The following is a 24470-nucleotide window of genomic DNA, read 5'->3' as shown; positions in this document are numbered from 1 at the left end:
GGCTACTGGTCGCCGAGCCAGTCGGCGAAGTCGACGGTGAGAAACTCGTAGTAGTCGAGCACGCCGAGTGCGAGTGCAACGAACAGGACCAGCACGACCGGAACCCTGACAGCCCAGATCCATGCCGAGCCGAGCGAGCCGAGGTCGCCGATTCCGAGCTCGAGTTCCTCGACGGCGAGGTCAGGAAGCGACCAGCCGATCAGGATCATCAACAACAGCCCACCGAGCACGAGCAGGACCTGATCTGCGAACAGATCGAACAGGTCGAGCAAGACGAGGTCAGACGCCGAGGGGATGCCGAGCAGAAACAGTGCGACACCGACGCCGACCGTCGCCGTTCTGCGGCTGATATCGCGCTCGTCGATCAGATAGGAGATGACGACCTCGAGCAGCGAGATGGCACTCGAGAGCGCGGCGATCGCGACGGTGCCAAAGAAGAGCGCACCGATGAGCCAGCCGAACGTGAGGTCGCCGAACGCTGCCGCCAGCGAGACGAAAATCGCGCCAGCACCGGGATCGGCTGGATCGACGCCCGCGGTGAAGAGGATCGGGAAGACGATCAGCCCAGTAATAAACGCGATCGCGGTGTCGAAGCCGATGATGATCGCGCCGTCTTCGGCAAGGTTGCGGTCTTCACCGAGATAGGAGGCGTACGTGATCATCACGCCCATCCCGAGTGAGAGGGTGAAAAACGCCTGCCCGGCTGCTGCGGGGAGGATGCTCGTCCACTCGGCGGTGATCGTCCCCCACTCGGGCGAGAGATAGTAGGCGTAGGCCTCGCTGGCGCCCTCGAGTGTAAACGCGTAGATCGCCATCCCAACCGTGATGATGATGATCGTCGGGACCATCACCTTCACCGCGAGTTCGATCCCGTGTTGGATCCCGTAGGCGACGATGACGATCACGATCGCCATGAACAGCGCGTGGAAAGCAATCGCGTCGAGTCCCGTCGCGAGGTCGACGAACTGAACTTCTGCCTCGGAAGCGTCGGCGAGATAGCCGTCTTGAAGCCCGAGGAGGGTGTAGCGGATCGTCCAGCCGGCGACGACACTGTAGTACGACAGGATCACGAACGTGGTGATGATGAAGATCCAGCCGACGTACTGCCAGAGCCCGCTGCCGATCGCCTGCAAGGCCCCGACAGGGTTCCGTTCGGTGTACCGACCGACGACGAACTCGACGAGCATCGCCGGAAACCCGATGAGCAAGATAAAGAGCAGGTAGATCAACAGAAACGCGGCCCCACCTTCCTGACCGACCTGGAACGGGAACCGCCAGATGTTCCCGAGGCCGACTGCGCTCCCGACGGCAGCGAAGATGAACCCGATCCGGGTAGCCCACTGTTCACGAGGGACATCGACGGAGCTCATACTCGGTAGCACCAGCATGTGTGTCAAAAACTCACGTAATCGTCCAGCCGAGTAAGCCACTATTTCTCATGTGGTCGATATGACTCTTCACAAATCGTGTGCGTCATCGGTGGCGTCGCCGTTCGTGGGGTGGACTGCTGTCCGTCTGTTTTCCTGCACCCGCGACCCGTTCTGGGAGTGGCGCCGATCCGTCGGGACAGCAGACCGTCTGTGTCACGTCGTCGAACGATTCGATTCCCCCTCGAGACCCGCCGCCAGCGACCGACGGCCGTCCAGTCAATCGAAAACCGGCGGGTTTTACGCCTCCCGCCGACTCAGCACAGATATGAGCAACAACGAGTTTCCGACAGGCCGGCCCGCGGTCGTGACCTGTGGGTTGCCGTATGCAAACGGTGATCTCCACATCGGTCACCTGCGGGGGTATATCGGTGCAGACGCGTTCAACCGCACACTCGAGACACTGGGCCAAGAGTCGGCGTACGTCTGTGGCTCGGACATGCACGGCACGCCGGTCGCCGTCAATGCCGAGAAGGAAGGCGTCGATCCCGAGGATTTCGCGCTGGACTGGCACGAACAGTACAAGGAGACGTTTCCGAAGTTCAACGTCGACTTCGACAACTACGGCCACACCCACGACGAGACCAACGTCGAGACCACCCAGGAGATCGTCCGCACGCTGGACGAGGAAGGTCATATCTACGAAAAAGAGATTCAGGTCGCCTACGACCCCGACGCTGATCAGTATCTTCCCGACCGCTACGTCGAGGGCACCTGCCCCTACTGCGGGGCGAAAGCCCGCGGCGACGAGTGTGACGAGGGCTGTCAGCGTCATCTCGAGCCCGGCGAAGTTGAGGAGCCGACGAGCACGATCACCGGGAACCCGGCCGAATATCGCGAGCGCACGCACAAGTTCTTCGAAGTCTCCGAGTTCGCGGACTACCTCACCGACTTCTTAGACGACCTCGAAGGCACCTCGAACGCGCGCAACCAGCCCCGTCAGTGGATCGAAGACGGCCTGCAAGACTGGTGTATCACCCGAGACATGGACTGGGGAATCAACTACCCCAGCGGTGATGGTGAGGCAGAAAGCGACCTCGTGCTCTACGTCTGGGTCGACGCGCCAATCGAGTACATCTCCTCGACCAAACAGTACACCGACCGCGTCGGTGCCGAGGAGTACGACTGGGAGGACGTCTGGCGCGCGGACGGTGATATCGTCCACTTCATCGGCCGAGACATCATCCAGCACCACGCGATCTTCTGGCCGGCGATGCTCGAGGGTGCAGACTACAACGCCCCACGTGGGATCGCTGCCACCGGCTTCATTACGATCAACGGCAAGGGGCTCTCAACCAGCCGAAACCGCGCGATCTGGGCGAAGGAGTACCTCGAGGAAGGGTTCCACCCTGACCTGCTGCGATACTATCTGATGACGACGGGTGGCCTCCAGCAGGACGTCGACTTCTCGTGGGAGGCGTTCCAGGAGAAGGTCAACGGCGAACTCGTCGGCACCGTCGGCAACTTCTGGTACCGCTCGCTGCTGTTTGCCTACCGTAACTACGAGGGCACGCCCGAAACCGAGGTCTCCGACGACGTCGCCGAGCGCATCGAGGGAGCCATCGGCGAGGTTCGCGAGTCCGTCAACGACTACTCGCTTCGCGGCATCGGACAGGCAGCGACGCGACTCGCCCAGTTTGGCAACGAGTACATCCAGCGCAACGAGCCCTGGAAGCTCACCGACGACGACCCCGAGCAAGCGGCACAGGTCATCCGCGACTGTGTCCAGATCGCCAAAGCCGTCGGCGTCCTTTTAGAGCCGATTGCGCCCGACAAGGCCCAACTGCTGTGGGAGCAACTCAACGAGGACGGTTCGATTGCGGACACCCACCTCGAGGCCGCTCTCGAGGCCCCGCCCCGAACCTTCGAGGAACCCGGCGAACTCTTCGAAAAGATCGAGGACGAGCGCGTCGAGGAACTCACCGAAAAACTCGAGGCCCGTGTCGAGGCCGCGACGGACGACGGTGACGAAGACGAAACCGAAAGCGACGACACCGCCGCGGACGAATCGGACAGTATGACAGACACGGGCGACCTCGAGCCACTCCTTGAGGAGCGAATCGGGTTCGGCGACTTCCAAGACCTCGATATCCGCGTTGGCCAGATCGAGACGGCCGAAGGAATCGAGGGTGCAGACGACCTCGCACGCCTCGAGGTCGATATCGGCTTCGAGACGCGACAGGTCGTCGCGGGCATCAAACAGCTCCACGACCTCGAAGAGCTGCCTGGCGAGAAATGTATTCTGCTGGCGAACATGGTGCCAGCGGAGCTGTTCGGCGTCGAATCGAACGGGATGATCCTCGCTGCCGGTGATCAGGCTGACCTGCTGACGACCCACGATGACGCGGTTGTCGGCGAGAAGGTACAGTAGATAGAGGCGAATCGTCGTTCGATGCTGGCGGGCGTGGTGATCAGATCTCGTCGACCAGATGCGCGAAGTCGTCGGTATCGACGAGCGTCATCGTCCGTGCCGACAGCCCGTGACGACGGAGCGTCAGCGCTGATTTGAACGCCGACTCCCGGTCGGCTGCGTCGAAGACGACGAGAAAATCGTACTCACCCAAAATCGCATACGAGTCGATGACTTCGGCCTCGTGCGCTTCAAACTCCGTTTTGATCTCGCCCCAGATCGACGACAGCTCCTGGGCGTTTTGGACGGATCGGTCGTCGACGGTCACGAGTGATGCGTAAGTCGCCATGTCCCGCTGTCGGCCGGTCTCGCAGAAAACGATTGGCGTGGCAGTGCAAAGTACAGAAAGAAACTCGAAATTGAGTAAATCACCTATCTTTTTGACCGTGCTTGCGCTACGTCGAGCTATGAGAAACGCAAAAATCGTCTGCACGCTCGGGCCCGCCTCGAGCGATCGAGAGACGATCGGGGACCTCGCGGACGCAGGGATGTCAGTCGCTCGGCTCAACGCAAGCCACGGCACGCGTGCGGACCGAGCCGACCTGATCGATCGCGTCCGCACCGTCGACGAGAACCGAGCCGAACCCGTCGCGGTGATGCTCGACATGCAGGGGCCGGAAGTTCGGACCGCGCCGCTTCCGGAGGGAGAAACCATCACCCTCGAGACGGGGTCGGAGATCCGATTCGTCGAGGGTGAGGAGGCCTCGTCGGAGCAGGTCGGCCTCTCGTTGTCGATCGACGCCGTCGAAGCGGGTGACCGAATTCTGCTCGACGACGGACTGATCGAGACGACTGTGCTCGAACACGACGGCGACGCGATTCGCGCTCGAGTCGACACCGGTGGCGAGTTAGCCGGCCGCAAGGGTGTGAACGTCCCCGGCGTCGACCTCGACTTGGATATTGTCACCGAGGACGATTACAAGGACCTCGAGTTAGCTGCCGAGAAGGACGTCGACTTCGTCGCGGCGAGTTTCGTCCGCGATGCCGAGGACGTCTACGAAGTCAGCGAGGTCTTGGAGGAACTGGGCGCGGAAATTCCGTTGATCGCGAAGATCGAACGCGCGGGTGCCGTCGAAAACCTCGATGAGATCGTCGATGCCTCCTACGGGGTCATGGTCGCCCGGGGCGATCTGGGCGTCGAGTGTCCGATGGAGGACGTCCCGATGATCCAGAAACGGATCATCCGCAAGTGTCGCAACACGGGCTCGCCGGTGATCACGGCGACGGAGATGCTCGACTCGATGGTTCATGCCCGTCGACCAACGCGGGCGGAGGCGTCGGACGTCGCGAACGCCGTCCTCGACGGCACCGATGGCGTGATGCTGTCGGCCGAGACCGCGATCGGTGACCACCCGGTTGCCGTCGTCGAGGCGATGGGAAGCATTGTCCGCGAGGTCGAGAACTCCGAGGAGTACGCCGAGTTGCTCGAGCAACGCGTCCCCACTGCGGGCGAAGCGCGGACGGACGCACTGGCTCGATCGGCGCGATTCCTCGCGCGTGATATCGGTGCGGACGCGGTCGTGGCCGCGACAGAATCCGGATACACGGCGCTCAAGACGGCGAAGTACCGTCCCGGCGTTCCGGTCGTCGCATCGACACAGAGCCACGGCGTTCGCCGCCAGTTGGCGCTGTCGTGGGGTGTGACGCCGCTGTACGCGAACGTTTCGGACCAAGGTGCCGACGCTGTCGTCGAGAAGGCCGTGCAGGCGGCACTGGATGCCGGTGTCGCCGAGAGCGGTGACACCGTCGTCGTCCTCTGTGGGATGATGACCGAACTCGAGGGAGCGAACACGACGAACATGATGAAAGTCCACGTCGCAGCGGAGGCGCTGACGACTGGCCGTGTCGTCGTCGAAGGCCGGGCAACCGGCCCGCTGGTGCATCTCTCGGACGGTGACATCACCGATATCCCCGACGGCGCGATCCTTTCACTGCCGGCCGATTTCGACGAGCAGTTCGAGGGCGACCCGACGAAGATCGGTGGAATCATCGACGCCCAGCGAGGTCTGACCGGCTATCCGGCGCTCGTCGCCAGAGAGATGTCGATCCCGATGATCAGCGGAGCCGTTCTGACTGCGGCCGAAGACGGTGACGTCGTGACACTCGATGCTGAACGCGGCGTCGTCTACGGCGGCGACATCAGCGACCGAGCAAACCGCACCTGATCAGCCCACAGACTCCCCTTGACCGACGCTGTCTCGAGGCGCACGCTCGGACCGCGGGTTTTTGATGCCGGACCGACTACGCCTGAATATGGCAGATGATCCGTCCGGAGCCGACGGTGACGACGACAGCACCCATGCGTCGTCGACGGGAGCGCCGGACGCCCACAGTTCGGACACAGCGCAGGACGATGTCACAGATCACTGGGGGGACAGCGAGTTCGACGAGCAAACGGACTCCAATGCGAAGATCAGCGTCGGCGGAGAGCGCTCGCCGAGCGATCGCAGCGACGACAGCGATGAGTATCGAATTCCACTGGATCTCTCCGACGAATCCGACGACGAACCTGACGATGCCGACGACGACCCGTACGGACCGGAACCGAGTTCGACGCCGGTCGAACCGGGCGACCCTGAACTCGAGAGCATCCTCTTTGTGTTCCTCGGTGCAGTTGCGATGTTGCTCGTCATCTTCCGAGTCGTGTCGATTCCGCTGTGAGATATCGACTGCGTATTCGGGAGCCTTGATCCGAGGCCTCGGCAACCTTTAATCCGGGTGAGAACTTAGCTCAGCACATGCTCGAACTTCTCTTCGAGAACATGCCCCTCGTGCTCTTGATCGCAGGTCTCGTACTGATGGGGCTCGAGGCCCTCTCACCTGGTGCACACCTCATCGTTATCGGGGTCGCACTGGTCGGTGCGGGGTTGATCGGTGTGCTCTTTCCGTCTCCACTGAGCCCGTTCGTGTTGGCGGCGTTGACGCTCGCTATCGGGCTTGCAGCGGCGTACATCTACAACGAGTTCGACTTCTATGGCGGCAAAGGCACTGCCCAGACGACCGACTCGAGTTCCCTCGCTGGCTCGACGGGGTACGTTACCAAAACCGTGACGACCCGAAGTGGTGAGGTCAAACTCGACCAGGGTGGCTTTGCACCGTACTACAGCGCCCGCTCGACGAGTGGGACGATCGAAGAGGGCGATGAGATCATCGTGCTCGATCCCGGCGGTGGAAACGTCCTCACCGTCGAATCACTCAGTGCAATCGGCGAAGACGAGATCGATCGCGCACTTGCAGAAGGAGCCGCACAAGCCGATGCACAGGCCGAGGAGACAGACAGCGAGCAGTCGTCGGCCGACACCGAAGCCGAAACTGAGACGGAAAAATCGAGCTAAGATTGCCGGAATCAGCCCGATATGTAGTTGAAACAAGGGAACGCTTTTCCCGTCACCGCCGTAAGACCGAAACATGGTCCTGGAACTAGTTCCACTACAAACCGGTGCCGGTGGTGCCCTGCTGTTCGTCGGTGCCCTCGTCCTTCTCGTCGTTATCGCTGCACTGCTCAGTGCAATCGAGATCGTCGACGCATACGAGAAACGAGCGCTGACTGTCTTCGGTGAGTACCGCAAACTCCTCGAGCCGGGTATCAACTTCGTCCCACCGTTCGTCTCGAACACCTATCGGTTCGACATGCGAACACAGACGCTCGACGTCCCCCGGCAGGAAGCGATCACGCGGGACAACTCGCCAGTCACTGCCGACGCCGTCGTCTACATCAAAGTGATGGACGCCAAGAAGGCGTTCCTGCAGGTCGATGACTACAAGCGAGCAACCTCCAACCTCGCCCAGACGACCCTGCGTGCCGTGTTGGGTGACATGGAACTCGACGACACGCTCAACAAACGCCAGGAGATCAACGCCCGCATCCGCCAGGAGCTCGACGAACCCACCGACGAGTGGGGAATTCGTGTCGAGAGCGTCGAGGTCCGTGAAGTCAACCCATCGAAAGACGTCCAGCGCGCGATGGAACAACAGACCTCCGCAGAGCGGAAACGCCGTGCCATGATTCTCGAGGCACAGGGTGAACGCCGCAGTGCCGTTGAAAAGGCAGAAGGTGACAAACAGAGTGAGATCATCCGCGCACAGGGTGAGAAACAGAGCCAGATCCTCGAGGCACAGGGTGACTCGATTTCGACCGTCCTGCGCGCCCGCTCGGCCGAATCGATGGGCGAACGCGCGATCATCGATCAGGGCATGGAGACACTCTCTGAGATCGGCCAGAGCGAGTCGACGACGTTCGTCATGCCCCAGGAGCTTACCTCCATGGTCGGTCGCTACGGCAAACACCTCTCTGGCAGCGACGTCAAAGAGGATGGTCAGCAACTCGAGAGTCTCGAGTTCGACGACGAGACCCGCGAACTGATCGGCTTAGACGACATCGCCGAGATCATCGGCGAGATCGACGAAGAAGCCGAGATGGATCTCGAGGCGATGGAGAAAGAAGCCCAAGCAATCAAAGAGGGCAAAGACGCCGGCACCATCTCCGATCCGGACGAAGTCATCGAGGAGATGGACCAAGAGTTCGCCGGTGGCGCCGAGTCCGACCGAAGCTCATAAGAACCGGAACGTCTGTTTTCGGTGAGTAAAGCGGAGCGAAACCTGTTTTACCGCGCGTCTCATCTCTGCTGGTACGCATAGCATGACGAATCCTGATGGGGTCGACGACGAAAAACGAGCGACCCTGCGTCGCTTTGCAGCACTCGGTGCCGCAACACCGCTTGCCGGGCTGTCCGAACCAGCGGCAGCAGATACCGGTGAAAGCGACGCACGCGATGCGATCGTCGGGTATCTGTCGACGACACCCGGCGCGCATTTCTCGAAAATCCGGGACGACCTCCAGCTTGGGACCGGTGAAACCCAACACCATCTGCGCCGTCTCGAAGAGCTCGAGGCGATCGAACAGTACCCCGATGGCGATTACAAGCGATTCGTTCCAGCGGATCGATTCGACGAGTTCGAAAAGCAGGCGCTTGGCTATCTCCGACGGGAGACGCCGCGTGGCATGTTGATTGAACTGCTACTCGATCCGGAGCTGGCGGCCGGTGACCTCGCGACTGCACTCGACGTCTCGCCGCCGACGGTGAGCAAGTACGCTGGTGAACTCGAGACTGCTGGGCTCCTCTCGCGTGAGGACGGCTACACCGTCGAACGGCCCGAGACGGTGCTCATACTGATCGTTCGCCACGCCGACTCCTTCGGCCAATCGGCCCAGCGGCTCGCTCAGAGCGCAGATCAGTTCATCGACTATCACGGCTAGCACTGTGCTACAGCCAGTAAGTTCGTCTTACGACGTCTATTCGGATTCATTCTCGCACTCGGCTGCTGCATAGAGCGACGACAGCTCCGACAATGACTCGAGAACCCGGGTCGCGTCTGTCGGTCGATCGACATCGCGGTTGTGCGGTCGTCGAAGGTATGCCGTCTCGAGTCCAGCTGCCCGTCCAGCCGTCACGTCTTTGAGCGAATCGCCGACGTAGATGCCGCTGTTGACAGCCAGTTCAGAAAGTGCGTCTTCGAGGAAGTAGGGGTCGGGTTTCCGTCGATTGTACTCTGTGAACGTCGGCCGACGGCCACGAACGACATCGAAATCGAACGGCACGTAGTCAGCAACGAACTCAGCAGTCGCGTGGCGGTTGTTGGTAACGAGTCCGACCGTCGTCGTCGCTGTGAGATCACCGATCGCGTCGATATCGTCGTAAAGACCACGTTCGCCCGACCGAATCCGCTCGTGGGTCATTTCTGAGGCGTACTCTTCTTTTAGCTCCCAGAACGCCGCTGGATCGATCCCGAGAGCCGCACAGTGGGTTCTGATGCCGTCGAGGTCGTGTCGTCTGAGGTCGTCTCGGTGTGTGGCAGCCGGGTCAGCACCGAGCTCCGAGAGGGCCATATCGGCGGCCTTGGCATACACCTGAGGGTCGGTTCGTGGTCCCTCGAGGATCACGCCGTCCATATCGAAGAGGATCGGTATCGACATCTGTGACCCGACAGTACGTCGGCTGCTGTGAAAAAGCGGATGCTATGATAGCGCTGTCAAAAACAACGAGACGGTGAGCGTCGCGCGGCGGCCGGAGAGGCGTCGAACTGGCTTCGGGAAGTTAAATATTGACCTTCCACGTCGTACTCGAGGAGTAGCCCCACTTCTCGATTTCGACGTCGAGGTTGCCGTTCTGGAGCGCCGTAATGTTCGAGCCAACCTCTTTTGCCGTCATTCCCAGCTCTTGTCCGATGAGGCGGGACTTGAAGTAGGTCTTCGTGCCAGCGTTATCACGGAGGTACTGGAGGATCTGACGTTGTTTGCTCGTGAGGTCGGCGGCCATTGCAGTGCTCATACATCACTGTATGGCAGGCCCACGCTTAGGGGGTTTGGTACGTGCAGTTAACCCGCCGACTGCTTGCGATTTTCGGGGCGAGTAAGAAGCCAATAACCGGGTAGAAAGCTTCCGTTGGTACGGCCGGTTAATGTATTTCAATCGAGGATTGTCACCGAGGCGTGACTGTTCCAGCGAAACATCGTCCTATAGTAACAACTGAAACGGTTCCCACACCGATCGCGCAGTTGTCGTGCGATGGATTCACACTGATATTCAGTGGATCGGATAAATCGAATGCCATCCACACGCCGATTGTATACCAACTGAGACGTACTCGAACGATTGCAGCGCCGTTGTTCGAGCAGGCAACTGTCAGCTGTTCCGGTCCTCGGCAGTCGAACGACGGTCATCGCTGGCAGCGACAAACGGCCCGAACGCACAGGCGACTGCCTCGCCGAGTGCCTGTGTCCGACTCGTCAGCCCGGCCGTCAGCACGCCCGCAGCGCCGTCAGCCTCGGCGATGCCGTCGGTTCCGAGCCGGTCGTCCATCACCGGTCCCAGTTCGGCTCCGTCCGCGAGACGGGTTGCGACGTCGTCGGGAAGCGACAACGTTGGACCGCCACCGCGTTCGATCCGTTCGCCATCGGTCACGGCAGCCCACATGATCAGCGAAAGCCCCGGGACGCCCTCAAGCCGGGCAACACCACCCTCGAGACCAACACCGTAGTCGGCATCAGTCGCCTCGAGTGCTCGGCGAGCGCGGGTTTCAGCACCTGTTACGGTTTCTTCAATCGACCACGGCTGCTCGGGAACGCCAGAGTCGACCGAGACCGCCATGACGGTCGGCTCGAATCGCTCGAGTGTCCGTTCGACTGCGTCTATTTTGACCGGGTTCGTACTTCCGACTGCGACGTCCATACGCGCGGTTCGAACGGCGCGACTTTGGGGGTACCGATCCGGAGTGACAGTTCCGTTTTAATGTTTTAATCGTTAATGCTAGTTCCCGCGAATTACCCGTTCTCGAGAGCTGTCTGGCTACGATTTCGAAACCCTTAACCTTTGACTGTCAGAACGAGGTAGGTAACGAATCCGTCCGGGCTTTTGCAGTCAGTTCGGCCGGTCAGCATTTGCCATCGCATGACCAACACCACATCGAACACCAGAGTACGGCGTACCGGACCCGAAACGAACGAAAAGACGACGGAAAGCGAACAGAGCGACCTTGCCTGCCCAGAGTGTGCTGGCAACCTTGTTGTCGACGACGAACACGGTGAAACCATTTGTGAGGACTGTGGGCTCGTCGTCGAAGAGGATTCCGTCGACCGTGGCCCTGAGTGGCGAGCGTTCGACGCCGCCGAGAAAAACGAGAAGTCCCGTGTCGGTGCACCCACGACGAACACGATGCACGACAAGGGGCTCTCGACAAACATCGACTGGCGAAACAAAGACGCCTACGGCAACTCGCTTGGCTCCCGCCAGCGCGAGAAGATGCAGCGGCTGCGCAAATGGAACGAGCGCTTCCGCACGCGTGACTCCAAAGAGCGCAACCTGAAACAGGCCCTTGGTGAGATCGACCGGATGGCCTCCGCGCTTGGCCTCCCGACAAACGTCCGCGAGACCGCCTCTGTGATCTATCGGCGCGCACTCAACGAGGACCTGCTGCCCGGTCGCTCGATCGAAGGTGTCTCCACGGCCTGTGTCTATGCCGCTGCTCGGCAGGCTGGCGTTCCTCGCAGTCTCGACGAAATCGCCGACGTCTCCCGCGTTGAGAAAAACGAGATCGCCCGAACCTACCGCTACGTCGTCCGAGAACTCGGTCTCGAGGTCCAGCCGGCTGACCCTGAAAGCTACGTACCACGGTTTGCCTCCGGGCTCGATCTCTCCGACGAGGCTGAACACCGCGCCCGCGGCCTGCTCCAGAACGCCAAGGAGAAAGGCGTCCACAGCGGCAAATCGCCAGTCGGCCTCGCCGCAGCAGCCGTCTACGCTGCTGCACTGCTGACCAACGAGAAGACCACGCAGGCTGCCGTCAGCGACGTCGCCGACATCTCCGAAGTGACGATCCGGAACCGGTACCACGAACTCCTCGAGGCCGAGGAGACGCTCGGACTGGCCTGATCGACGGCTCGCCCATTCGAGTCAGTGTCGGTTGATTTTCGTCTTCGAACACGTCAGTACAGCGGTGTTACTCTCCGAATGTGAACATGGATTTAAGTAGAAAACAGCCATGTGAAATCTTGGCATGCGATCTCAGGAGTACGTACAGCTTCATGCGCTGTGTCAGGAAATCCGTGCGACCATCGAGGATGAGCACGACGCTGCGGGTGCCTTTGATGCATACGATGCACAACCGGTTCGACCGACCCACGTCCACTTTTCGAAAGCACACCACCATGCGGCGATCTTCCTCCTTCTCGAGGGGATCAGTGAGACGCTCGAGGCACAACGTTCGCTGGAAGTCGCGGCCTGATACGGACTGCTGTCGTCAATTACCGCTAATCATCGACCCCGTCTCTGGTGATCGGTACAGCAGACCGTATGAGTGACCGCGAGGTCAACCGAACGAATCGGCTACCCATACACGTGCGAAATCCCGCGAGCAGACGCCTTTTTGTCGGTCCGAACGAGTGTGCCCACATGGACTTCGATTCGTTCGTTCTCGCCGCATCGACCGCTGATCTCACCGACGAACCCGCTGCTCGCCACCACGCCGACGCAATCGAGTATCGGATGGATCTCGCTGACGAGCCACTGGCCGCCCTCGAGGCCTACGACGCTGGCGACGGCGAACTCCCGATTCTCGCCACGAACCGCGCCGAGTGGGAAGGCGGCGAGTGGAGCGGTGACGACGAGCGACGACTCGAGATACTTGCCGAGGCGACTGCCATCGGTGCCGTCGAAGCGATCGACATCGAACTCGAGGCGATCCTCGCAGGCGACGCCGACGATGTTCTCGAGACGGCTCGCGAACGCGACGTCGCCGTGGTCGCCTCAGCTCATGATTTCGAGGGCACGCCGACGCGCGGTGAGCTGGTTTCGACGCTGACGGAAGCACACAAGCATGCGGACGTCGCCAAGATCGCTGTGACTGCCGAGTCACGAAAAGACACGCTCGCCGTGCTTGCGGCGACCGAACAGCTGACTGCCCACGGCGACCCCGTTGCGACGATGGCGATGGGCGAACTGGGCAGTCATACACGTGCGGTTGCACCGGTGTACGGATCGAAAATCGGCTACGCGCCCGTCGACCCCGACAACGCGACTGCGCCGGGCCAGTACGACCTCGAGACGCTTTCGCGGCTGGTCGCGGACCTCAGCTGAGCGACGCGGCGCGCATAAAACGGCTGCACATATGAACGCATTCGTTGGTGCAGATCAGTCACGCAGCCGTGACTATATCGATGCAAAGACTTTCACGATCGGTACTAACAATCGCGCTGATCATCGCCCTCGTCGTGAGTGCGGCGGGGGTTGGAGCTGCAGCCCCCAGCCCGAACGCGACGTCGATGGGTGCCGACGCCGATGCCGATGATCGGCCGGCTGATGTAGCGAACTGGCTGACACCGAACTGGACCGGCCCGGGTTCGGTCGACGACTCGTCGTCGGTTGACGAACGCCTGTCGTTCGTCGAACGACTGCTCACGAACGTGTTCTCCGGGCTGTTCGACACGCTGGAGCAGACGGACCGCTCGACCGACTCTGACGACGAGTCGTCGACGGATCGGAGCGACTCGAGCGACGAACCCCCCGAGCGCGACGACAGTGACGCGGACGGCCACGACGAGCCGACGCCAAGCGACTCGGAGCGCGACGACAGTGACGCAGACAGCACCGACGCAGACGACGCTGCGCTCGAGGACCTAGACGGCGAGGATGCTGGAGCCGACGAGTCTAACGGGGCAGACGGCATCGAAGACGCCGACGAGACAGACAGTGCTGATGACTCGAGTGGCGACGACGCCGACTCGGAGGAGCGACCGACGGACGATACTGATTCGGCTGGCGACGACACCACTGACTCGAGTGCGTCCGACGACGGTGACCAAGTGGTCGATGAACCGACCGACGACACCGATTCCGACAGTGACGCGGCTGGTGACGACGCTGATGACACGACCGACAGTGACGCGGCTGGTGACGATACCGACGGCAGTGACGCAACTGGAGACGACAGTGATGCAGTCGGTGACGACACCGACGACACGACTGACAGTGACGCAGTCGATGACGACGCTGACGACACGACCGACAGTGACGCAGCCGGTGACGACGCCGACGCCGCGGGCGACGGCACGCTCGATCGCGCACTCGTCGAACAGTACGTCCACGAGGGAATCAACGAGGAGCGTACCGCTCGTGGCCTCGAGGCGCTCGCGTTTGACGAAGACCTGCAGGAAATCGCACGCGGACACAGCGAAGACATGGCTGAACGCGGCTACTTCAGCCACACCGACCCGGAGGGGAATGGCTTCGCTGATCGCTACGCGGAACACGGCTACGAGTGTCGGGCGTACACGGACGGTGGTACGTACTACATCGGCGGCGAGAACATCGCCTACACGTATGTCGACCAACCGGTCCAGACGGATTCGGGCGACGTCGTCGAGCACACGACCGAGCGAGAACTGGCCGATGGCCTCGTCGAGCAGTGGATGAACTCGGATGAACATCGCGAGAACATCCTCGCCGACCACTGGAACAACGAAGGGATCGGGATCGCTGTGACTGACGACGATCGGGTGTACGCGACCCAGAACTTCTGCTAGCAACCAGTCCCCGCAGTATCGGCACCATCTCCTCGATTCGTTTGAACGGACTCGAGCCGAGGCATCGGCGGCCGTGATTGATCGACAGATGAGACGAAAAGAGAAATCGGAATGTTAAGGGCACCGGTGCCCTAGCACCACGTACGATGACATGGCTCCGCGCGATCGCTGCCGCTGGCCTCTCAGTGCTCATGCCCGGTGCAGGTCACGCTCTCATTCGGGACTGGCTCCGTGCACTCGTGTTTGCTGGCCTCTACTTTTCGGCGATCTTGCTCTTTTTCCCAACTGATCAGATCGCCGCCGCTGGCTCGATATCCGAGGCAATGGATGTCCTCACTGCAGAAACCGATACCGTCTCTCAGTTTGCCCTCTCGTTTCTCGTCTTGTTTGCAGCGATCGACGCCACGTTCCGAGCAGCTGGCTTCCCACCGAGCAGCAACAACTCCGGCGACGGGCCGTCGTGCCCACAGTGTGGCAAAGAACTCGACGAAGACCTCGAGTTCTGCCACTGGTGTACGACTCGCCTCGAGCCGATCGAACCGCAGGATGCTGACGAACCCACCCAGAACCAGGAAGAAACAGCGCGACCGTAAGCCGACGGCCCCAGTCTCGCCTTCTCGGTTCGGTGAGAGCGGATCGCCGTCCTATTTGTTCGCCTCGATGAAAACGGTTCGACAGCAGGCGTGACGACCGCCGTCAGACCAGTTCCGCAGCGCAGCCGCGTTATTTTTCGATGATGCTCTCTTCGACGGCCTCACCGAAGTGGCGGGCAGTGTCCTCGTAGAACAGCCGAAGCTCGTCGCCGGCCTCGAGGTCCGTGACGGCCGTCCGACCGTCGCGCGTGGCCACCTTGATCGTCTCTGCGTTCTGGAGCAGCGTTTCGACGCGGTCGCCGTTGTCGGTCTCTAAGGCGACGCGGAACATCGGCCGTTTCTCGATTTTGACGCGGCCGACGATCGCTTCGCGGGTGTTACCCGCGAGATCGACGACCTGGACTTCGTCGCCGCTCTGGAGCTCCGAGAGGTACTTCGTGCCACCATCGGGCGTGCGAACGTAGGCGTGGACGGCACCGGCGTTGACCCGGAACGGGCGTGAGGCGACGTACGGTGAGTCGGCCGTCTCGGCGTGGACGAACACGAGCCCGCGCGCCATCGAGCCGACGAGCATCCCTTCGTCGTGTTCGAGCAGACTGCCCGTATCGACACAGACCCGGTCTGCGCTGCCGATCTGCTCGACGTCGAGCACTTCTGCGTACTCGAGGTCCAGCGACTCGCGTTCGGCTTCGTCGCGGACCTCGACGGTCTTGCGGATCTCGTCGGGATCGTCCGAGTCGAGCAGGACCGAATCAGAACCGATCTCGAGCGTTTCGAACGCCGTCTTGGCCTCCTCGGCGCTGGTCACGCCGGCGATGAGGTCGGTTTCCTCGCCGATACGGGCGATCAGGTTCTCGAGCGGGATGATCGTCCAGTCCTCGCCGATGACGATGGTGTAGTCGGCTTCCTCGGCTGCGGTTTCAGCGAACTGTTCGTACTCCTTGGCAAGGATGCGGATGTAGGCACCGCGCTCTAAGTCGCCGTCTCGGCGAAGCGTCGAGAGATCCGCCGATCCGGAGAAGTCCTCGGGGAGGTCGATCGTCGCGTCACCCTCGCCGTCTTTCCCGACGATGACGGCGTCGGGCTGTGCGTTCGGCTCGGCCTCCTCGACATCGTCGGCGTCGACGTCATCGACCAGCGTCACGTCACCGTCAGTTCGGAACGCTGCAACGTTGATATCCCCGAGTTCGCGCACACGGGAGACGTCATCTTCGTCGACCAGTACCCAGTCTGCACCCGCCTCGAGCGCGGTGGTGATCCGCGCGCGGCGGTCGTCCCAGTCGCCGACGGTGTCGTCGGCTTTTACCCAGACAGATCGCGTCATAAATCGACCGACGAAGGGCACTGGCTTGAACGTGGCGAATGCCACAGACCTCACCGCCACGCTGTCATGGCCAGTGCCGAATGCCGGCGACCCGTGGCGCTCGACCGCACCTGGCTGTATCGACCACCGACGGCGGCGAAACGTTGAGAACGCGTGCCCTCGTAGGATAGGGCAATGACTGCGTACGAGGCGATCTATTTCGATCTCGATCGGACACTCTGTGAGCCCACGCAGGACGCTGCGACGCTGCTCGAGTCGACGTTCGACCGGGCTGACGTCGACTCGTTCTGTACGCCGGCCGATCTGCGGGCCGTCGTGCCGTCGCTGCCGACGGCTCAGACGGATCGTGAGTTCTACGAGAACCTGTTTGCCGAAGCAGCCAGCCGCGCTTCCGTTGATCCCGCCGTCTCCTCGTCGCTCGCGGATCAGTATCTCGAGGTCCAAGATCCGACTGCCGTCCAGTTTCGCCCCGGGGCAAAGCGCGCCCTCGAGCGTGCTCGTGAGTGTGGGCCGGTCGGTCTCATCACCAACGGCGGCCGACCGACGCAGACGAAGAAACTCGATGCACTCGACATTGCAGACGCCTTCGACGTCCGTGTCTTCACGGACCCAGGTGCCGGGATCGATCCCAAACCGAGCACGGTCCCGTTCGAACGGGCGCTTGCGGAACTCGAGGTCGCTGCCGACGCGGCGATCCACGTCGGCGATTCGCTCCACGCAGATATCGCGGGTGCGAACGCCATGGGGATCGATTCGGCGTGGATCGACACCGGGCGAGCGAGCCTCGACGACACGCCACACAGACCGACGTACGAACTCCCGTCGCTCGAAGCGTTCGAGACGATCGTGTAACCCATCGGGCGGCCGGAGACGTGACTACTGTTCGGGAAGTAGATCCGTGTGGACGACGGCCCGATACTGGTCGCTGGTCACTGCCTCGAGTCGTTTGAGCAGTGCAGTTCCTTCGGCGAACTCCTCGGGAAGCTCGAAGGGATCGTCGTCTCGCTTGTCGCGTCGCGTACAGTGTTTGACAAACGAGAGTAACGTCTGGTCGGTCCCCTCTCGAGCGTACACGACGCCGATATCCTCGGTGACCTGATCGGTCCAGTGGTCGAGTAGCCGTTCGATCTCACGCCGTCGCGTGCGTTGTTTTTCAGCCAGCTGTGAGACATCGAGTTCGGTCTCACCGAGGACGTCATCGAAGACGTCCTGTAACTCTGCGGCGTTTTCATCGAGTGATGGCGCGTCGGCATCAGCCTCGAGCAACTCGACGAACGCCTCGAGTTCGGTCCGTCGGATGGCGATCGGATAGACGAAGTCGTGGGTGTCCTGTGGCAGTTTGTACGACCGGCCTTCGACCCCGTGTTCGCCGGAGTCCGATTTCCCCAGCATCAAGTCGAGTATACCCATACCTGAAACAGGTAGAGGAAGTCGAATAAGTGTTCCGTGGCTGTTCGGCGCCGCCCTCACCACGCATCTCCAACTGCTGCTTTCGCTCCGCCAAAGCCGCTTGCAGTCGTCCATCTCCGTCCACTCGATGCGTGTTCGACCTCGTAGCGACCGCCACAGCAACCACAGCGGTACTGATCGGGCGCTTTCACTGGCTTCGAGGCTCGATAGCGTTTCGCCTGCCACTCACAGTCGGCCTCGAGACACCGGAGCACGTAGCGTGGCGCAGCGAACGCCTGACAGTGCCGTGGCGCGTCGATCGCCGCTGCTCGCTTACGAAACCGTGGTCCGTGACCCGACTCGCCAAAGCGCTGGAACTCCCAGGCGTGGACGAGTTCGTGTCTGATGACGCCAGCGAACGCCGTCCACTCGTAGCGTTCGTAGGCCTGCCGCGTAAGCACGATCGTCGCCACCTCGCGGTCGGCGTCCCACCGACACGCCCCCGCCCGGCGACGAGCACGCGTCGTCACAGTCCACTCGAGGGCCTCGCGGTCGATCTCGAGGTCGTGATCGTCGATTACCTCGCGGGTGTGAATGCGGGCTCGAGCGACGATTTCGTCGTCGATCGTGAGGGATGTGTCGTCGCTGTCGCTCACTGGTGAGAGAACGATCCCGCCGGTCGAAATGTTTCCGATCGGGGACCGTTAGAAACGAGCGATACTTTGGTGGGCCATCCCCAGGTCTTCGCTATGGACGCGGACGAATCGCTCCCGGCACCACGGGAGCCCGATCCGAACACGCCCGTTTGCCTCACTGGGCTAGTTCTCACCGCCGTCGCCGAGTCGCCACTGGACGAACGAGCGCCGTGGCTCGAGCGATACGAGATCGTCGACGCGCTCGCGATCCCGGGAACCGAGACGCCGCTGTATCTGACTGCCTCGGGACTCGCCATCACGACGACTGGCATCGGCAAAAGCGACGCAGCGACGACGGTCACTGCGTTGCTCGCGAGTCCACGTGTCGATCTCGACTCGGCGTATATCGTCTCGAGCGGTATCGCCGGCTCCGCACCCGAAACGACCGCACTCGGCTCCGTCGCGATCGCAGACGCGGTCGTCGACTGGGATCGAAAACACCGCTGGGATCGACGGACAACGAGCGACACCGAAACAGTACCAGCGAGCGGATCCGAGAGCACGCCGATCGATCTACTGGCGTATCGGCCCCGCGACTACGTTCACCACCTCGAGCCGTCCGTCGTCGACTGTGCACTCACTGCCGCCGAACGCGTCGAGCTCAGCGCGGACGACGCCGTCCGCGACTATCAGAACCAGTACCCGACGGCAGCGGACGCTGGGCCGTCGATCGAGCGCGGGACGACTGTCTGTGGCGATGAGTTCTGGCACGGCCCCCAGTATGCACGAGAGGTCGAGTGGCTCTGTGAGGCCTACGGCGTCGCCCCCTACGTGACGACCCAGATGGAAGACGCCGCGACAGCGACCGCTCTCGAGCGGTTCGACCGTCGCGATCGATATCTCAGCGTGCGCGCTGTCGCCAACTACGACCGACCGGCTCCCGGCCAGTCCGTCGCGGAGAGTTTCGACGGCAACCCGTCGACGCTCGAGTTGGCGATCGACAACGCCGCTCGCGTCGGTTCAGCAGTTATCGAGGCGCTCGTCGCGACTGATCCACTCGCGATCGGCGACAGCGAAAAGTAGGTAGTGGGAGTCGCCTGATTAGGCCTCGAGCGCGAGTCCGGCTTCCGTAAGCGCTTCCTCGGTCGAGAGGTCGTCGTGAACGACGCCCGCGACGGCGCGGGCGATCGCTTCGGGGTTGTCGTGCTGGAAGATCGATCGGCCCATCGAGACGCCTGCACCGCCGGCGTCCATCACACCGCGGACCATCTCGATCGTCTCGCGATCGGTTCCTTTCGAGCCACCGGCGATGACAACCGGGAGGCGAGTCGACTCGACGACGTGCTGGAAGCTCTCGGCATCGCCGCTGTAGCCCGTTTTGACGATGTCTGCACCGAGCTCCTCGGCGAGTCGCACCGCATGACCAAGCGCTTCGGGATCTTCGGGGTCGACGCCTGGCCCGCGGGCGTAGGCCATCGCGAGCACTGGCATTCCGAACTGTTTCGCGGTCGCCGTGACCTCCGAGAGCTGGGCGATCTGGTCTGGCTCGTGGTCCGAGCCGACGTTGATGTGGAAGGAGACGGCGTCAGCGCCGACGCGGACGGCTTCCTCGACGGTGCCGGTCATGCGCTTGTCGTTCTCGTCGGGGCCGATCGTCGTCGAGCCGTTGAGGTGGACGATGTACCCTTTCCCGTTTTTGTTGTCGTGGACGCGAGGCGCGATGCCTTTCTGGGTGAGGACTGCATCGGCTCCACCGCTGGTGACGCCATCAATCGTCGATTCGATGTCTTTCAGCCCCTGGCAGGCACCGATCGTGATGCCGTGGTCCATCGGGATGATTACGTACGTGTCGTCTGTGCCGATTCGATCGAGTCGTGCGTCGATTCCTGTCGTAGTCATTGCGGGAGTGTAGCAAGCTTGCAGTTATGGCTGTTCTGGTTCTGGAGCGTCGATCGGGTCCGCCTCAGTGCCACCGCCGGCACCGCGGAGCGCACCGCGTTTGAGTTCCTGGGCTTTCGCCTCGAGGTCGGTCGCCGGATCGTCGCTGTCGGCAACGATGTCGATGAGCGCGCTGCCGACGATCACGCCGTCTGCGCCGGCCTCGATGATCTCGGCCGCGTGGTCGCCCTTGCTGACGCCGAAGCCGACCGCCTTCGGGACATCATACGCCGAGAGACGCGCGAGGCTGTCGTGGGTCGCGTTCGAGACGTCCGCGCGTGCGCCCGTCGTGCCGAGTCTGGCCTGCACGTAGGCAAAGCCTGACACCTGTGACATGATCGTCTCGAGCCGTTCGCCCTCGGTCGTCGGCGCGACGATGAAGACGAGGTCGAGGCCGTGGTCGTCACAGGCCGCACGCAGCGGCTCCGACTCCTCGGCGGGCAGGTCGGGAACGATGATCCCCGAGAGGCCGGCCTCGGCCGCTCGCTCGACGAAGGGACGAACATCGGGTTTGCTCTGCGGCGCCGCATCGCTCTCCGAGGCACGTGGCGCCTCGCTGTCACCATACTGTAAGATCATATTGTAGTAGGTCATCACCAACAGCGGGGCCTCGGTCTCGAGGTCATCAACCAGTTCGAAAAAGCCGGCCGCCGTCGTGCCAGCTTCGAGCGCGCGGTTGATCGCCGCCTGAATCGTCGGCCCTTCTGCGATCGGTTCGGAAAAGGGCAGGCCGAGTTCGATCAGATCCGCACCGCCTCGGTCCAGCGCTTCGACGTACGCTTTGGTGTCCTCGAGCGACGGATCGCCCGCGGTGAGATAGGTGATGAGCGCGGGGTGGTTGTCGCGGATGGCCGCTTCGATGTCGCTGTCGAACTGCTCGCCGCCGTCAGCTCGCAGTTCGCCGCTCGCGCTCGCGGGTCGCTCTGTCCCGTCGCTCTCCGCTCTCCGAGGATCGTCTCCCGTTGGTCGTCGATCCTCGCCGCTCATCGGTCAAACACCTCCACATCCGGAGCCGCCTCGAGGTCGCGTTTTTCGGTCTCCTCGAGCACCGTTTCTAAGTCCTTATCGCCGCGCCCGGAGACGTTGACGATGACGACCTCGCCGAGTTCCTCGTGGGATTCTTCGAGGTAGCCGAACGCGTGACTCGTCTCGAGGGCGGGGATGATCCCCTCGAGGTTCGAGAGCCGGTGGAAGCCGTTGAGCGCGGCCTCATCGTCGACGCTCACGGGCGTGACGCGCCCAGTGTCGACGAGATGTGAGAGCTCGGGGCCAACGCCAGCATAATCGAGGCCGGCGCTGACGCTGTGGGATTCCATGATCTGGCCGTCCTCGCTCTGGAGGAGTTTGGTCATCGCGCCGTGGAGCACGCCGTCAGTCCCCGTCGAGAGCGTCGCGGAGTTCGGGGCCAGCGCGTTTTTCTCGTCGATCTCGAGACTTGAGCCGCCAGCCTCGACGGCGTACAGAGCCACTGATTCGTCGGGGACGAACGCGTGAAACGCCCCCATCGTGTTCGAGCCGCCGCCGGCACAGGCGACGACGCTGTCAGGGAGTCGTCCCGCGCGCTCTCGAATCTGCTTGCGGGCTTCCTGTCCGATGACCGCCTGAAAGTCCCGGACGAGTTTCGGGAATGGATGCGGGCCAACGACCGAGCCGATCACGTAGTGAGTGGTCTCGACGGTCGTCGCCCAGTCGCGCATCGTCTCGTTGATCGCTTCCTTCAGCGTGCCGCTGCCGGCCGTGACGGGGTTGACCTCCGCGCCGTTCATCCGCATCCGGTAGACGTTCGGCCGCTGGCGGTTGATGTCCGTCCGGCCCATGTAGATCTCACAGGGCATCTCGAGATGTGCCGCCGCCATCGCGGTCGCGGTGCCGTGTTGGCCCGCGCCGGTTTCGGCGATGATCCGCTCTTTGCCCATGTACTTTGCGAGCAGAACCTGTCCGAGTGCGTTGTTCAGCTTGTGTGCGCCGCCATGGAGGAGGTCTTCGCGTTTGAGGTAGATCTCTCGGCCGTAGCGCTCGCTGAGACGGTCCGCACGCTGGAGTGGCGTCGGTCGGCCGCCGAAGTCGGCCATTCGCTCGCGGAACTCGTCCATAAAGCCGTCCTCGTTGTTGAGAACGTAACGTTCGTAGGCGTCCTCGAGTTCCTGAACCGCTGGCATCAGGGCTTCAGGGACGTACTGGCCGCCGTAGTCGCCGAACGTCGCCTCGCTGTCGCGCTCGCGGTAGTTGTCGTGGTCGCTTGTGCTCATCGGTCTTCTCCGTGCTGGTGTGGCTGGTTGCTCATGTCTGATCGTCTCCGTCACCCGCATCAACTAGCTGTCGCGTGTTTTCGGTTACGTCGCTGTCGCCGCCAGAATGGTCCATGATGGCGCTGCCGACGAGCAGGGCGTCGGCTCCCGCCTCGCGCATCCGTCGAACGTCGGCTGGCGACGAAATCCCGCTTTCGGCGATCAACGTCACGTCGTCCGGTACGTGGGGCGCAACCGACTCGAAGGTTTCGAGGTCCACTTCGAGTCGACCGAGATCCCGGTTGTTCACCCCGATGATGTCGGCACCGGCCTCGAGAGCAGTCTCGAGTTCCGCGCGGTCGTGGACCTCGACCAGCGGCTGGAAGCCCCGCTCACGGGTGGCGGTGATGAGGGCCTCGAGGTCGTCAACGAAACGGACGATCAGCAAGAGCAGATCGGCTTCGACGACGTCGAGCTGGTCTTCTCGGACGACGAAATCCTTCCGAAGCACGGGGACGTCGACGGCCTCGCGGACGCGTGTCAGCGCCGCCGGCGAGCCACCGAAGTGGCTCGGTTCGGTGAGTACAGAAATTGCCGTCGCACCACCGTCGACCATCGCTTGTGCCAGTTCGACGGGGTCATCATCACGGGTTCCGTCGGCGGTTGGGCTCGTCGGTTTTACTTCGGCGATCACCGGGACACGGCCGTCGGCTTCAGCCCCAGCAATCGCGTCGGGCAGCGACTGCGCGTCTACGGCGAGTTGCGCATCCACGTCACCAGCCCGTTCCCGAGCAGCCTCGAGAATCGAGGCTACTGCGGGAGCGAGCTCCGTCTCGGAGTTCATTATTGTACATCAACGTACTCATATGTACAAAAACCTTGCGCCATACCCTGTCGACGCCGACAGCCGATCGCTGGCTGTGACCGGCGATTATTCAAGGCCCTGCCCCCAAAACACTGGCATGGAGGACGTCACGGACGCCGGAATCTACGCGCGGGAATCGTCGTATCTCGACCGATACGTCCAGTTCGGTGCTGCCAGTGGGCGCATCTTGAGCGTATCGTTTCCCACGACACCCGAGGACAACGCCGAATCTGATCATCCCGTTCTCGACCGCATCTTCGAGTATCTCGACGGCCTCGAGGAGATCGAGTTCGACGACGTACAGGTGGCGCTGACCGTTCCAACCGACCAGCGAGCGGTCTTAGAACAGGTTCGGGAGATCCCCTACGGCGAGCAAGTCGACGTCAAGGCACTCGCCCGGATGACGCCCGAACTAGACCCGGACGACGAAGACGACATTATTCTCGTCCGCACCGCCTTAGACGAGAACCCAGCCCCAATCCTCATTCCGGACCATCGTGTCCGCGATGGGCCAAGCGCTGCGCCACCAACCGTCGAACAGCGGCTGCGATCGCTCGAGGGACTGTAGCGTCACCGTCATCGTG

Annotated in this window: 26 protein-coding genes; 14 read left to right on the top strand and 12 right to left on the bottom strand. The window is 62.2% G+C overall.

The window, feature by feature from the left end:
* Window positions 1-2 precede the first annotated feature (2 nt).
* Window positions 3-1370 carry a sodium-dependent transporter gene (locus ACERJA_RS03695; protein WP_373606924.1) on the bottom strand — a complete coding sequence of 456 codons (1368 nt, stop codon included), beginning with the start codon at window positions 1368-1370 and terminating at the stop codon, window positions 3-5.
* Between the two features lie 325 nt (window positions 1371-1695).
* On the opposite strand from ACERJA_RS03695, the gene metG reads away from it, so the two are divergent.
* A complete protein-coding gene (gene metG / locus ACERJA_RS03690; protein WP_373606923.1) occupies window positions 1696-3798 on the top strand; it encodes a methionine--tRNA ligase in 2103 nt (700 codons plus the stop codon).
* Between the two features lie 40 nt (window positions 3799-3838).
* Here the strand turns inward: metG and ACERJA_RS03685 are convergent, their stop codons facing one another.
* The gene (locus ACERJA_RS03685; RefSeq protein ID WP_373606922.1) at window positions 3839-4126 is read right to left on the bottom strand and encodes a GYD domain-containing protein; all 288 of its coding nucleotides are present in this window, start codon (window positions 4124-4126) and stop codon (window positions 3839-3841) included.
* 118 nt (window positions 4127-4244) lie between these two features.
* Between ACERJA_RS03685 and pyk the strand changes: the two genes are divergently transcribed.
* From pyk to ACERJA_RS03660, 5 genes are all read left to right on the top strand, one after another.
* Window positions 4245-6002 carry a pyruvate kinase gene (pyk, locus tag ACERJA_RS03680; protein WP_373606921.1) on the top strand — a complete coding sequence of 586 codons (1758 nt, stop codon included), beginning with the start codon at window positions 4245-4247 and terminating at the stop codon, window positions 6000-6002.
* An 88-nt stretch (window positions 6003-6090) separates the two neighbouring features.
* Window positions 6091-6498: a hypothetical protein gene (locus ACERJA_RS03675; protein ID WP_373606920.1), complete on the top strand. Its 408-nt coding sequence runs from the start codon at window positions 6091-6093 to the stop codon at window positions 6496-6498.
* A 77-nt stretch (window positions 6499-6575) separates the two neighbouring features.
* The gene (locus tag ACERJA_RS03670) at window positions 6576-7172 is read left to right on the top strand and encodes an NfeD family protein (protein WP_373606919.1); all 597 of its coding nucleotides are present in this window, start codon (window positions 6576-6578) and stop codon (window positions 7170-7172) included.
* A gap of 73 nt (window positions 7173-7245) precedes the next feature.
* Entirely contained in the window at window positions 7246-8394 is a 1149-nt protein-coding gene (locus ACERJA_RS03665) for an SPFH domain-containing protein (RefSeq protein WP_373606918.1), read from the top strand.
* A gap of 82 nt (window positions 8395-8476) precedes the next feature.
* Entirely contained in the window at window positions 8477-9094 is a 618-nt protein-coding gene (locus ACERJA_RS03660) for a winged helix-turn-helix transcriptional regulator (protein WP_373606917.1), read from the top strand.
* A gap of 36 nt (window positions 9095-9130) precedes the next feature.
* Here the strand turns inward: ACERJA_RS03660 and ACERJA_RS03655 are convergent, their stop codons facing one another.
* The 3 genes from ACERJA_RS03655 to yjjX form a co-directional block, all read right to left on the bottom strand.
* A complete protein-coding gene (locus ACERJA_RS03655; protein ID WP_373606916.1) occupies window positions 9131-9811 on the bottom strand; it encodes an HAD family hydrolase in 681 nt (226 codons plus the stop codon).
* Window positions 9812-9932: 121 nt separating this feature from the next.
* On the bottom strand, window positions 9933-10166 hold the full coding sequence (locus ACERJA_RS03650) for a hypothetical protein (protein WP_049889821.1): 234 nt from the start codon (window positions 10164-10166) through the stop codon (window positions 9933-9935).
* 354 nt (window positions 10167-10520) lie between these two features.
* Window positions 10521-11066: an inosine/xanthosine triphosphatase gene (yjjX, locus tag ACERJA_RS03645; protein WP_373606915.1), complete on the bottom strand. Its 546-nt coding sequence runs from the start codon at window positions 11064-11066 to the stop codon at window positions 10521-10523.
* Window positions 11067-11285: 219 nt separating this feature from the next.
* Here yjjX and ACERJA_RS03640 point away from each other — a divergent pair, with 219 nt between their 5' ends.
* From ACERJA_RS03640 to ACERJA_RS03620, 5 genes are all read left to right on the top strand, one after another.
* Complete coding sequence (locus ACERJA_RS03640) at window positions 11286-12266, top strand: transcription initiation factor IIB family protein (RefSeq protein WP_373606914.1); 981 nt, start codon at window positions 11286-11288, stop codon at window positions 12264-12266.
* A gap of 124 nt (window positions 12267-12390) precedes the next feature.
* On the top strand, window positions 12391-12618 hold the full coding sequence (locus tag ACERJA_RS03635; RefSeq protein ID WP_373606913.1) for a UPF0058 family protein: 228 nt from the start codon (window positions 12391-12393) through the stop codon (window positions 12616-12618).
* A 167-nt stretch (window positions 12619-12785) separates the two neighbouring features.
* A complete protein-coding gene (locus tag ACERJA_RS03630; protein WP_373606912.1) occupies window positions 12786-13469 on the top strand; it encodes a type I 3-dehydroquinate dehydratase in 684 nt (227 codons plus the stop codon).
* 80 nt (window positions 13470-13549) lie between these two features.
* Window positions 13550-14914 carry a CAP domain-containing protein gene (locus tag ACERJA_RS03625; RefSeq protein WP_373606911.1) on the top strand — a complete coding sequence of 455 codons (1365 nt, stop codon included), beginning with the start codon at window positions 13550-13552 and terminating at the stop codon, window positions 14912-14914.
* Between the two features lie 146 nt (window positions 14915-15060).
* The gene (locus ACERJA_RS03620) at window positions 15061-15507 is read left to right on the top strand and encodes a zinc ribbon domain-containing protein (RefSeq protein ID WP_373606910.1); all 447 of its coding nucleotides are present in this window, start codon (window positions 15061-15063) and stop codon (window positions 15505-15507) included.
* 130 nt (window positions 15508-15637) lie between these two features.
* On the opposite strand, the gene ACERJA_RS03615 is transcribed toward ACERJA_RS03620, so the two are convergent.
* Window positions 15638-16831, bottom strand: coding sequence for a 3-dehydroquinate synthase II (locus ACERJA_RS03615; protein ID WP_006066575.1), 1194 nt, complete (start codon window positions 16829-16831; stop codon window positions 15638-15640).
* Window positions 16832-17005: 174 nt separating this feature from the next.
* Between ACERJA_RS03615 and ACERJA_RS03610 the strand changes: the two genes are divergently transcribed.
* Window positions 17006-17683 (top strand): HAD family hydrolase, encoded by a 678-nt coding sequence (locus ACERJA_RS03610; protein WP_373606909.1) that lies wholly within the window; start codon window positions 17006-17008, stop codon window positions 17681-17683.
* A 24-nt stretch (window positions 17684-17707) separates the two neighbouring features.
* On the opposite strand, the gene ACERJA_RS03605 is transcribed toward ACERJA_RS03610, so the two are convergent.
* Together ACERJA_RS03605 and ACERJA_RS03600 are read right to left on the bottom strand one after the other, a co-directional pair.
* The gene (locus ACERJA_RS03605) at window positions 17708-18241 is read right to left on the bottom strand and encodes a hypothetical protein (RefSeq protein WP_373606908.1); all 534 of its coding nucleotides are present in this window, start codon (window positions 18239-18241) and stop codon (window positions 17708-17710) included.
* Between the two features lie 56 nt (window positions 18242-18297).
* Window positions 18298-18876: a SprT-like domain-containing protein gene (locus ACERJA_RS03600; protein WP_373606907.1), complete on the bottom strand. Its 579-nt coding sequence runs from the start codon at window positions 18874-18876 to the stop codon at window positions 18298-18300.
* Between the two features lie 93 nt (window positions 18877-18969).
* Here ACERJA_RS03600 and ACERJA_RS03595 point away from each other — a divergent pair, with 93 nt between their 5' ends.
* On the top strand, window positions 18970-19938 hold the full coding sequence (locus ACERJA_RS03595) for a phosphorylase (RefSeq protein WP_373606906.1): 969 nt from the start codon (window positions 18970-18972) through the stop codon (window positions 19936-19938).
* Between the two features lie 18 nt (window positions 19939-19956).
* On the opposite strand, the gene ACERJA_RS03590 is transcribed toward ACERJA_RS03595, so the two are convergent.
* Genes ACERJA_RS03590 through trpC form a run of 4 tightly spaced genes read right to left on the bottom strand, consistent with a single transcriptional unit; the run spans window position 19957 to window position 23865 of the window.
* Complete coding sequence (locus ACERJA_RS03590) at window positions 19957-20754, bottom strand: 2-amino-3,7-dideoxy-D-threo-hept-6-ulosonate synthase (RefSeq protein ID WP_373606905.1); 798 nt, start codon at window positions 20752-20754, stop codon at window positions 19957-19959.
* Between the two features lie 24 nt (window positions 20755-20778).
* Complete coding sequence (trpA, locus tag ACERJA_RS03585) at window positions 20779-21780, bottom strand: tryptophan synthase subunit alpha (RefSeq protein ID WP_373606904.1); 1002 nt, start codon at window positions 21778-21780, stop codon at window positions 20779-20781.
* Window positions 21777-23042: a tryptophan synthase subunit beta gene (gene trpB, locus ACERJA_RS03580; protein ID WP_373606903.1), complete on the bottom strand. Its 1266-nt coding sequence runs from the start codon at window positions 23040-23042 to the stop codon at window positions 21777-21779. The genes trpA and trpB overlap by 4 nt, the downstream gene beginning before the upstream one ends.
* Window positions 23043-23073: 31 nt before the next feature.
* Complete coding sequence (gene trpC / locus ACERJA_RS03575; RefSeq protein ID WP_373606902.1) at window positions 23074-23865, bottom strand: indole-3-glycerol phosphate synthase; 792 nt, start codon at window positions 23863-23865, stop codon at window positions 23074-23076.
* Between the two features lie 118 nt (window positions 23866-23983).
* On the opposite strand from trpC, the gene ACERJA_RS03570 reads away from it, so the two are divergent.
* The gene (locus ACERJA_RS03570; protein WP_373606901.1) at window positions 23984-24454 is read left to right on the top strand and encodes an MGMT family protein; all 471 of its coding nucleotides are present in this window, start codon (window positions 23984-23986) and stop codon (window positions 24452-24454) included.
* Window positions 24455-24470 lie beyond the last annotated feature (16 nt).

Origin of the sequence: Natronorubrum sp. A-ect3, from assembly GCF_041821125.1 — an archaeon.
In the GTDB taxonomy this organism is placed as follows: Archaea; Halobacteriota; Halobacteria; order Halobacteriales; family Natrialbaceae; genus Natronorubrum; species Natronorubrum bangense.
The sequence above is the reverse complement of the archived record's forward strand: the minus strand, read 5'-3'. Positions and strand labels throughout refer to the sequence as shown.